Origin of the sequence: uncultured Maribacter sp., from assembly GCF_947500405.1 — a bacterium.
In the GTDB taxonomy this organism is placed as follows: Bacteria; Bacteroidota; Bacteroidia; order Flavobacteriales; family Flavobacteriaceae; genus Maribacter_B.
The window spans coordinates 150,455-162,484 of sequence record NZ_CANMRY010000002.1 but is presented as its reverse complement, the minus strand read 5'-3'; the positions used below and the strand labels follow the sequence as shown (position 1 = coordinate 162,484).

General features: G+C 29.3%; 7 protein-coding genes. All 7 read left to right on the top strand.

Translation table 11 applies throughout. From position 1 onward, the window contains the following. Nucleotide 1 precedes the first annotated feature (1 nt). The 7 genes from Q0945_RS02880 to Q0945_RS02850 all read left to right on the top strand — a co-directional run bounded on the left by Q0945_RS02880 (nt 2) and on the right by Q0945_RS02850 (nt 12,019). Entirely contained in the window at nt 2–823 is an 822-nt protein-coding gene (locus Q0945_RS02880) for a ZIP family metal transporter (RefSeq protein WP_299430586.1), read from the top strand. A gap of 112 nt (nt 824–935) precedes the next feature. Further along, complete coding sequence (locus Q0945_RS02875; protein WP_299430584.1) at nt 936–1,952, top strand: endo alpha-1,4 polygalactosaminidase; 1,017 nt, start codon at nt 936–938, stop codon at nt 1,950–1,952. Nucleotides 1,953–2,089: 137 nt separating this feature from the next. Further along, the gene (gene pelF, locus Q0945_RS02870) at nt 2,090–3,601 is read left to right on the top strand and encodes a GT4 family glycosyltransferase PelF (protein ID WP_299430582.1); all 1,512 of its coding nucleotides are present in this window, start codon (nt 2,090–2,092) and stop codon (nt 3,599–3,601) included. Between the two features lie 24 nt (nt 3,602–3,625). Then, nucleotides 3,626–5,233 carry a hypothetical protein gene (locus Q0945_RS02865; protein WP_299430580.1) on the top strand — a complete coding sequence of 536 codons (1,608 nt, stop codon included), beginning with the start codon at nt 3,626–3,628 and terminating at the stop codon, nt 5,231–5,233. A gap of 40 nt (nt 5,234–5,273) precedes the next feature. After that, nucleotides 5,274–6,035, top strand: coding sequence for an endo alpha-1,4 polygalactosaminidase (locus Q0945_RS02860; protein ID WP_299430578.1), 762 nt, complete (start codon nt 5,274–5,276; stop codon nt 6,033–6,035). 3 nt (nt 6,036–6,038) lie between these two features. Next, a complete protein-coding gene (locus Q0945_RS02855) occupies nt 6,039–8,018 on the top strand; it encodes a hypothetical protein (protein WP_299430576.1) in 1,980 nt (659 codons plus the stop codon). Next, entirely contained in the window at nt 8,015–12,019 is a 4,005-nt protein-coding gene (locus tag Q0945_RS02850) for a DUF2194 domain-containing protein (RefSeq protein WP_299430574.1), read from the top strand. The genes Q0945_RS02855 and Q0945_RS02850 overlap by 4 nt, the downstream gene beginning before the upstream one ends. The last annotated feature ends 11 nt before the right edge of the window (nt 12,020–12,030 follow it).

Genomic DNA, 12,030 nt, shown 5'->3' with positions numbered 1-12,030 from the left:
CATGGAACAAGTAATTGCATATTTAGAATCTATAGACCCAATTTTAGCAGCATTTTATGCTACCGCTTTTACATGGGCATTAACAGCGGCTGGAGCTGCATTAGTTTTTTTGTTTAAAACCATGAATAGGGCAGTTTTAGACGGAATGTTAGGTTTTACAGGAGGTGTTATGGTGGCAGCAAGTTTTTGGAGCCTTTTAGCACCTGGTATAGAAATGAGCCCTGGAGAAGGATTTGTAAAGGTAATTCCGGCAGCAGTTGGGTTTCTGTTTGGGGCACTATTTTTATTTGGCTTAGATAAAATATTACCACATCTACATATTAATTTTAAAGAAAGCGAAACAGAAGGTATAAAAACACCATGGCATAGATCTGTATTATTAACACTGGCAATAACCTTGCATAATATTCCAGAAGGTTTGGCAGTGGGAGTTTTATTTGGTGGCGTTGCTGCAGGTTTTGATGGTGCTTCTATCGGTGGTGCAGTAGCTTTAGCTTTAGGAATAGGGCTTCAGAATTTTCCAGAAGGTTTTGCAGTTGCTATGCCTTTAAGAAGGCAAGGTTTAAGCAGAACCAAAAGTTTTATGTTTGGGCAAGCATCTGCACTAGTAGAACCAATTGCGGCAGTAATTGGTGCATGGGCGGTACTAACTTTTCAGCCTATATTACCTTATGCACTTTCTTTTGCTGCAGGAGCAATGATTTTTGTAGTAGTAGAGGAAGTTATTCCTGAAACCCAACAAGACAAACATACAGATATTGCTGTAATGGGCTTTATTGGTGGTTTTATTGTAATGATGACTTTAGATGTAGGTTTGGGGTAAAATATTAATCATATTAACTTAACACTATTTTTTTTAGGGGGTTATATATTTGCTCGTTAACCTAATTGTAAATATGTATTACATTTGTCACAGTTTACAAACTTTGAATACTATGAGTTTTATAAAATTAGTTTTATTTTTATTTTTCATCAACGCAGGATGTGAAAAAAGTAAAGATGTAAGAACAAATGAGGTAGAAAAAAGTACTACACATATAGGCAATAGAGATTTTAGAGAGGATATGCGTTCCTTTGTTATTGGATTAAGTGAGCATGCAAAAGAGCAAAATCCAGATTTTTCTATAATACCTCAAAATGGTATAGAATTAGTTACAAAATCTGGTAGAGCAAGTGGAAAACCAAGTAAAAAGTATTTGGAGGCTATTGATGGAAATGGCCAAGAAAATTTATTTTACGGATATAAGAGAGATAATATAGCAACCAAACCAGAGGTGACGGACTATAATGTTGACCTTTTAAAAGTTTCACAAGAGTATGGCAATTCCATTTTTGTTATTGATTATTGTTCTTCTGAGGACAAAATTGAGGATGCTTATGCACAAAATTATAACTTAGGTTTTATCCCTTTTGTAGCTACAGAAAGAGATTTAACATTAATACCCCCTGTACCTACTAAACTTAATAAATTAACTAGCAGAGATGTATCTTCTCTTAATGATGCTGAGAATTTTTTATTTATTCTTAACTACGAAGATTATAATACAAAAAATGAGTTACTTAATGAAATAGGAAACTCTAATTATGATGCGGTTTTTTTAGATATGTTTTTCAATGATGGGACTTCTTTTTCAAAATTAGATATTGAAAAGTTAAAAAAGAAACCAGGTGGTGGGCAAAGATTGGTGATGTGTTATATGTCTATTGGGGAGGCAGAAGATTACAGATATTATTGGGATAATGATTGGGATAAAAATGAGCCAGTTTGGTTAGATAAAGAAAATAAAAACTGGAAAGGAAATTTTAAAGTACGCTATTGGGAACAAGAATGGCAGAACATTATTTATGGAAATGAAGATGCCTATTTAGATAAAATTCTTTCTACCGGTTTTGATGGTGTTTACTTAGATATTATTGATGCTTTTGAGTATTTTGAGAACTATGATGAGTAGTGTGTTTTATCGATGAAGGTAATGAATATTACCTTTTATAGATTAAATGCATTGGTTTAACCAATATAAATTAACATATCTGGATTATGTGTTTTCTTTGAATTTGTTTAACCAACTATAACAATAAGAAAACCTACATGTCACTAACCAACAACCCTATTAATGTACTTCTTATTACAGAAGGTACATACCCTTATAATGGAGGTGGAGTCTCAACTTGGGCTCATGATTTATGTTTTAAAACTAAGGGCATAGATTTTACACTATATTCTATAAATGCAGGGGTAGAAGTAACCCCTAGGTACCCATTATCAGAAAACGTAAAAAACATTATTCAGGTTCCAATGTGGTCTCCCGAAGAACCTTTTGATTGTGTAGATTATAATATAAAATATTCAACAATACTAAAGGCAAGGGAATTTACATCAGAAGATATTATTATAAAATCTTTTGTACCTAATTTTAAATCTTTCATAGAAGAAATATATTCTGAAAACCAGTCTTTAGAAAAAGTAAATGCTTGTTTTTATAAAATGTGGCGCTTTTTTCAGAAATACGATTACAAAACAACAATGACCAGTGAGGCAGTTTGGAATACTTTCTGTGATGTAATTTCTAATGTACTTCCTAAGGACGAGTTAAATAGAATTCCGCTAGAAGATATGACTACGGCAATGCGCTGGATATATCGTTTTCTTATTCCTATGGCAATAGAAGTTCCTAAAATGGATATATCACATATAACTATTTCTGGAATTGCAGTTATACCAGCATTGGCATTAAAATATAAATACAATACTCCTATTTTAGTAACAGAACATGGTGTTTTTATTAGAGAACGTTTAATTGCAATAAGTACTGCAGATTATTCTTATTTCTTAAAAAAAATGTTAATTAATTTTTCAGAATGTATTACAAAGTTGGTTTATTCTCATGCATCTAAAATTACAACAGTAAGTAAATTTAATGTGTCTTGGGAAAAATTTTATGGCGCAGAGTTATCTAAAATTAACGTAATATATAATGGTGTAGATGAAAATTTATTTAAACCAAGAGCTAAACCAGAGCATTTAAAAGATATTCCTACCGTAGTAGCTGCAGCAAGAATATTTGATTTAAAAGATATACTTACAATGATTAAGGCTTGTGCAGAGGTTGTAAAAACAATACCAGAAGTACAATTTTTAATTTATGGTAATAAAGATGCTGTACCAGAATATACCGAAGAATGTGAAAATTTGATAAAAGAGCTTAATGTAGAAAACAACTTTTTCTTAAAAGGCTTCCATAATAAACCAGAGCTAATTTATTCGGAAGGAGACATATCAATATTAACATCAATTTCGGAAGGGTTTCCATATACGGTAATAGAGTCTATGAGTTGTGGTGTTCCTGTAGTTTCTACAGATGTTGGTGGTGTTACAGAGGCTATAGATGATACTTGCGGACTTGTTTGCAAACCTAAAGATTATGTAGAAATAGCGGAGAACGTTGTTAAACTATTACAAAACCAACAATTAAGAAGTTGGATGGGAGAAAATGCAAGAAATAAAGTAACGAGTCATTTTACTATAGAAACCTTTATTAAATCTTTTGAAGAGACCTATCAAAATTTAGGTCAAAAACACAACCATTTAGTAGAGAATTAAAAAATATTAAGCCTTTTTTTCTTCATGAAAAGCCTGCATAAAAATTTAGAAAATATAACTGCGTCTGTAATACAAAAAATAGGAAATCCTGTTAGTGTTATGGTTGTTTTAGCTACTTTAGAGTCTTTTGGGATACGTGATAAAGATGTATTTTCGGATTATGGTTTTGTATCTATATCAGATTTAGCAAAACATGTTTATGAAGATTTAAAAGATAGAGACATAGAATCTCTTAAAAATGTAAATGAGCTTAAAAAGGACAAAGAGAAAACCTCTGTTATTCCTGTTTCAAGTTATTTGTGGATGAAAACAAAATTGTTAGTACAATTTTATCCTCTAGGGATATTTCATTTACTACCAATTTTTTTACAAATAGCATCTATAATTGTTTTTGGTTATTCTTTATGGGCATTTATAGGTTTTAATATTGTGCAATCTACCTCTGTTGTATTTGGTGTAATTATAGGATTAATAGTTTCTGGAGGATACGTTCAAGTACTTGGAAGACAAGCATCTTTTTATTGGCATCATCAAGAATATAAACAAGCAAAGATGGTGGTTAATAAATTAATAGAATCTGGAATAAAAGGTTTATTGGTAACCTTTTTATTCATATCTGCTATAAATTTTCTTTTTAACCTTTACCCTTTTTCATTTATTTTAATTACTTGTATTTATGCCTTTTTAATAGGCTTGCTTCTTTTGGTATCGGCACCTTTTCATACCATAAGGCAAAGATGGGTAATATCCTTAGCAATATTAATGGCAACGGGAATAGCTTTAGGTTTAAAACTTTATACTACGTTGCATGTATATATAACACATTGGGTAGGTATTGCAGTGGCTATATTTATATCTAAATTATTCCTAGAATACTTTTTTAATAAGAAAAAAGGTTCATATACAGAAGAAACTCTTAGACCAAAAAAACTAATGGTAATCTATAAAAACTATAGATACTTTTTTTACGGAACCCTTATTTATGTTTTTATTTTTATTGACAGAATATTGGCATGGTCTGCAGATATAGATTTAACACATCAGTTTATTTTTCTTTATGAGAAGAACTATGAAATTGGTATGGACCTGGCAATTGTAATTTTCTTTATGCTAGCGGGTGTTTTAGAATATTCCATTGCTTCTTTTAGTAAGTTTCTAGATGTTAAACAACGAAATATTTTATTAGTAAATAAAGATACGTTTAACCGCAGCTTGTTTAAAATGTATTTAGGACATATTTCTTTGTTGCTGCTTACGGCACTGTTAACTACAACTTTTATCTATTTATTAATTACCCAACCATGGGGGTACCAAGCAAATTTTGGGGAAGCCCTAGATTTTATAAGTATTAAAGTATGTATTATAGGAGGTATAGGGTATTTGTTTTTAACATGGGGAATGCTTAACTCTTTATACCTATTTACACTAGATGCTCCAAAAGGGCCATTGCGTGCTATACTAATTGCTTGTTTGGCTAATTTAATTGTAGGTTTTATTTTATGTAGGGTAATAAGTTATGAATATAGCGTTGTAGGTATGCTAGTAGGAGCAGGGCTTTTTATGATGTTAACTTTGCGAGAAACTATTGTCTTTTTTAAAAAACTAGATTATCATTACTATGCGGCTTATTAGTATGTTTTATTTTTTATTACCTTTTTTAGATGTATCACAGATGCATACTAAATATAATTCTATACAGGATAAATTATTTGTTTGTTATGGTAAAGTAAATCCAGAATTAGTAAAAGGCTATGCTTTGGTAATTATAGAATCGGAACATTATTCTTCTTCAGAAATTGCGGTATTTAATAAAAATAATGAAAAGGTTGTAGCTTATTTAAGTTTATCGGAAGTGAATGAATATGCTTCTTTTTATAAAGAGATTAAGCCATACACCTTAGAAAAAAATGATATTTGGAATAGTCATTTCATTGATATAAAGAATGAGAGCGCGCAACAAGTATTATTAGATGTAATTAACAGAATACAAAAAAAAGGGATTCAAGGTTTGTTTTTAGATAATTTAGATAATGTCTCTAAGTGGGGAAAATTATATAATCAAAAAGAAGAATTTTTAAGCTTTTTAAAAAAACTAAAAGCTAAAAATAAAGACATCTATTTAGTACAAAATGGGGGGCTTTTTATAGCTAAAGAACTTAGTAATATTACTAATGCTATTCTTATAGAATCAGTTATTAGCTCTTATAATTTTGATAAAAAAGAATACAAGTTAAGAGATAAGGTTACAAAAAAACAAATTGCAGAAAATTTAAAAGCCACAAAAAAACAAGTAAAAAAGCCTATTTATGTAATAGAATATGCCGAAACTTTGGAGATGAAAACCATTATTAATAAGGAGCTAAAAAAAATGGGCTTTTCATCATTTGTAGGACAAATAGATTTACAAACTATTCCAAAATTTAAAAGTAATTAAAAAATGGTGATTCTAGATAATGTTCTATTAGGTCCTTTTCGGGTTTTACTTCTTTTTTTAGGAGTGCTTTTTGTCCATCAAATAGTTACAAAACAACCAATAAAAACCTATAATTTAGATTATGTTGTAAAGCGTTCTATATTCTTTGGAAGTGTAATATTATTATTAATTTTTACACTAATACAGTTTAAGATGTATGATGTTTTTGCATTAATTTCTTTGTTCATTGGATTACTTCTTTTTTTATATTTAGACTTAGGAAGTCTTCGGAATTCTACTGGTCAAATTCAAAAAAAGAGAAAAGCTTTTCTTCTTTCTTTTTTTAAATTTATGGAAGAGAGACCAAATATTTCTAAGCAATTAAAAAAGAGCAAAAACTTTTTTGTTCCTAAGAAGATTAATTTTAAAGTTTTAACCGCTTTTTTAGTTTCTTTTGCTTGTTTTGTTTCAAGATATTTATTTCTAAAAAATGATTTATATACGTTATCGGGATTATGGATTCAGAATTTAGAATTTGTAAAACAGTTTAATGAGAATAAATGGTTTACCCCTGGCTTTATACTATTAGGAGAAAATGCTTTAATAAACTTTTATAGCAAAATAACTGGAATAAGTGAAGAAATGGCTGTACACTCTTTTGGATTGTTAGAAACTTTTGCAGTAAGTTTAATTTTATATTGGGTATTAACTAAAATTACTAAATCTAATTTTTTAGCGCCCATGATGGGTGTTCTATTCTTTGGCTTTTTTTACAAATATTTACCAATAAACATAAACTTATTACTAGAGCATAACGCCTTATATATGGCTATTTGTTTTGCATTACCGCTTATGTTATTTACCGTAAAACCAAAGTTGCTTGCAAAGGAAAAACGTAAGTTTTTTACACTATTATTTATTGTTTATACTGCTTTAGGATTAATAAATTTATTTGTGACTTTAGTAATTATGCCAATCTTTTTAGTATTAGCAATTCTTTTAGTTACTAAGAAAAATTTACCATATGTTTTAAGTAGTATACTAAGTTATGTTTCGGCAATTAGTTTAATATCTATTGTACATATAATAGCTTGTTGGTATACTGAAACTTCTTTTTTCTCTTTTTTAAGAGAAAATATGATTTTAGTAGATGTGTATACTTATTTTCCTCAATTGGTAATTAGTATAGATGAGTTGGTTCTTTTGTATTCTCTATTAGGAGGCATTACAATAGTATGTCTTTTACCATTATTTATAAAAAATAGAGAAAAATGGAATCCAGCTATGGTTTTTCTACTTTTCTTTAATGCCGTAATTGCTTTGAAATGGTTAAAATGGTCATGGATAGATATAGATTTATACTATCAAACTTTATCCGTATTAATTGTTATTCTTATTGGAATATTCTTTGGCATATTGGTGCATTACTTTAAAATTTCTGTTCCTAAAAAAAGAAGCTTAAGAGTTATTAGTATAGCTGCTATTTTTATCACTTTTATTTTTGTATCCTATTTTACAAATAGTTTTTTTAAATATGATTTTAAAAAAACAGACGAACTTAAAACAGACATTTTATTAGTATATAATGATTTGTCTAGTAATTACTTACCTTTTTCTTATGCCGTTGTAAATCAAGATTACGGTCGTAGTATTAGTAAAAGTAAGCATCACTTTATAAATTATAATATTTTTACAAAATTATACTCTAAGAGAGATTCTATCTATCAGACTATAAAGGATGATGAAGAATTAATGAAAAAGAATTCTAGTAATATTTTACCCAATAGTGTCTTTGTTTTTATTCCTAAAAACAATTCTAATTCTACCGATGAAAATTTTATAATTAAAAAAGAAACCGCTTTAGAAATAGATGCGCAAATAAATATTCTTAAGAAGAGGGGGCGTAAGGTAAAGGTATATTTTGAAGATGAATTTTTAACCGTTTATGAAATAGTAAACAAAGAAAACGCTTCAAAATTGAATGATTTAATTTTTGATTTATGATTAAAAATATAAAATATGGTTTAGTAATCTTTTTATTAGGATTAACCATAGGTTGTCAAAGAGATATTTACAGGTTTACACACGAGTTTAGTATTCCAGAAAAGAGTAAAGAACTTCCTTTAGTGCAGTTTTTGGTTAGTAAAAATGAATATAGTAATACTATAGAAAGTAAAAACTTATATAAAGCATTAGATTACACTAAAATACCATATAAAAATTTATATGTTAAAGACTTTAATGAGGTTCCTAAAATAGCACCAACAACAAGAGTTTTATGTATATACGAAACTACTCCTTTAAATGATAATGCTATTAAAGCAATACTAAATTTTGTTGCTAAAGGAGGAACATTATATGTAACTAAAGCAATTAAAGATGAACGTATTTCTTTTTTATTAGGACTTAATCCAGATGCAAATTGGGAAACTAATTTAACAGCACAAGGGTATCATCTTATATCTCCAATTTTTCCTGGAAAACAAGGATTAAAGTACGATGATGATGGATTACATTTAGGTTTCTCTGGACGTAATTTTTCGGATAATACGCAGGTTTTAGTAAGTGCTACTAACAATAATGATTATCCTGTTTTATTAGAAAATAAGATTGGAAAAGGAAGAGTTATACTCTTTAATTCTGCTACATTACTAAATAAAAGTATGCGTGGATTTATGTTTTCTAGTATCCTTAAAGGTTTAGAAGGTATTCCTTATCCAATAGCAAATGTGGCTACAATATTTTTAGATGATTTTCCAGCTCCTACATATAATATTTATAACGAACCTATTAAGTCTGAGCTAAATATAACGGTAACAGATTACGTAAAAGATATTTGGTGGCCCGATATGAAAAAATTTGCATCAGAGCAAAACATGGAGTATACTGCTTATGTTACTTTTGATTATAATGCACATGTTATTCCGCCATTTACCTTTAAAGAATGGGATAGAAATACGGTTGTTAAAAATGGTTCTACTCAAAAACTAAGTGCTTGGATTGCCAGAGATGTACTTAAAAGTGGACATGAACTAGGTTTTCATGGCTATAACCATGTCTCCTTATTAAAATCGGATTGGAAAAATCCAGAATATATAGTTACAGGATTAGATGCTGCCGAAAAAAAATGGAAAGTATTAGACCTTAAGGGTTTGCCAATTTCTTATGTGCCACCATCGAACTATATAGATAGTGTTGGGTTAGCAAAATTACATGAAGGAATGCCAAGTCTTAAGTATATACAAAGTATTTATTTAGGAACAAAAGAAGAGGGCGGTAATAGAGAATTTGATCCTGATCCTTATAATGATAAGTTTTTTGATTTCCCTAGAATAAGTAGCGGTTTTGTATTAGAAAAAACAAATACATGGGCTATAGAATCTATGTATATATGTACAGGTATATGGACACATTTTGTGCATCCAGATGATGTTTATCAAATTCCAGATGCATCAAATGCTATAACTAGTGGTCACTTTAGTTATAGAAATAAACACAGATTAAACTGGTATTCTAAAAATGGTAAAAAAGGTATGTTTGATACTTTTAAAGATTATATTTATGAATATAAGAGGAATCATCCATTTTCAAGGTTTATTAATGCAACAAAAGCATCTGAAAAAACTATGGATTGGCGTTATGCGTATTATAGACACTCTAATTTTGATGGGCTATATGAAGTAGAGAGTTCTAATGCAAGAAACAAGGATAAGAGTAATTTTTGGTTAATGTATGTAGATAATGCCAATCTTAAGTTAGTAGATGAACTTTTGGAAGAGGAAGAGGTTGAAGTTAAAAAAATAGCAATGTTAGATGGCTTTTTGTATTCTTTAAAAACAAGAAACCCATCTATCTCTGTTCCAGATTTATTTGGCCAATCTGGAGATGTGAATATGCCAGACAATGTTGTAGTATCTGAAGTGAATAAGGCTTACGAATTATACTTGGAGAATAAAAAATTAATGACTCCAATGGCAGATTTGGTTAATAGATATGTTGCGGATGGGGAATTAAAAAAAGCCACAGATTTAATAGAGGAAAACTTTAAAACAAACCCAAATGCAAGCTCAGATATATGGAAAGAATATGCAACTTATATGGCTTGGCAAAAAAGAGAAAAAGAAATTTGGGTGAACTTAAACAAGTATTACCTAAGGTTCAAATCTAAAAATACAGCAGATATTTCAAGAAAAATTAAACTTATTGAAGATTATCCTAATGATATAGTTCGCAAACAATGGCTTACAAGACAAATAGATTGGAAAACAAAAGATGCCAATGTTTTAACGGAGTATGTAGATTATTTTAATGAACCCCAAAATCATAAAAAAATAAAACAAGTATTAAAGCAGTTACTAATTATACAGCCAAATTCTAAAAACGCATCACTCTATATAAATCATTTAATAGATAACAGGGATCCTGATTTAGTAAACGAATTAATTTTATTAGAGCCCTGCAATGCTGCTTATAAAGAATTGGCAAGTACTATTGCTTGGACTTTTGCAGATAACCTTAGGTTTGATAAAGCTTTAGAATGGGAAAAATGTGCAAAAGGAATAGATAAAGAAACAAAAGATTTTTGGGTATTAAGTTCTTCTAATTTTGAAAGGATGAAAGAAAAAGATTTTCCATATTACATAGCTTTATTATTAGCAAACGATACAAGAAAAGCTGTTAAGGAACTTAAAAACGAAGAAAGTTGTTCTAAAGAATTAAAGCACTTATCTAATAAAATAGCAATAGCTTTTGCAGATTATGGAAACTATAAAAAAGCCTTAGAATGGGCAGAATGCGCAGATAGAATAGCAATTAAGGACAAAATGTCTTGGCTCTATGAGACAAATAATATAAATAAGTTAAGAAAAGTCTTTAGAAAGTATAATGCTAAAAACCCAAAAGATTATGATGCGCGTTCTTTTATGGCTACTATAATGTTGTATGAAGGAAAAATAGAGGAGTCTGCTAGAATAGCATTTAGTATACCAAGTGATAAAATTGATAAAAAATATAAAAGAGCTCTTAATAAAGAAGTAAAAGACTTAGAGCTTAAAGAACAATTAGCAATATTTAGAAAATATGGCGATTTATTAGACCCTGAAATTGGAGCACAAGTTGCAAAGAAAATGAGGCAAGAAAGAGGCTCTTCTATAAGTTTTGGTTCTTTTAGTATTAATGATAAATTAAGACCTAATGCATTAACAAATAACCTAACATATAGTACTCATAATAGTAAAGGAGATATGCATAGCTTTTCTTTTACACAAAGTACTATGTATAAATTAGATGGTTTTCCTAGAAGAAGGTCTAATGTAGGTCATGATTTAATGGGATTAGAATATGGGTTTACAAAAAAATCTAGTAAAAAATATAAATATGCTTTAAAAGGAAGAGCAGAGAGAGACAATTTTGGAGAGTTCTTTTTTCAAGCAGGAGCAGAACTAAACTATGCTAAGAAAGATAATTTCACAGCTTTTCAATTAGACGCTTTTCCAGTAAGATCAGGGCCTGGATATTCTTTAGATATTTACAGGCTGCAGTTTAATGGTTATAAAGAAATGGTAATAGGTAAGAAGTTTGTACCTATAATTTCATTAGAGTCTAATTATTATACTGATAAAGAAAATGATCATATGTTAATGGGTAGGTTAGAGTATAAACTCATTAAGTTTAATAAATTTAAGCTTAATCCAATGATAGAAGGGGCAGGAGGTATTGGTAGTACAGATCGCAGGTCGGGTTACCCATACTGGATGGCTAAAGAAAGAATTTATGGGGGTGCAGGAGCTTTGGTAGTGTTGGGTTCAGATAAAAGTAAATTTAATTTTTCTGCAGACTTTGGTTTCTTTTTAGAAAAGAATGAACCTACTTTTCAAAGGTATATTGGAGATATGTCCTATAGAATAACAGATTTTACAAAGATTAATCTTGGATATGAATTTTATACAATTAAAAATTTCTATTCTAACGTTATTCAGTTTGGGTTAATTTATAATTTTAAATAAAAGAAACTATC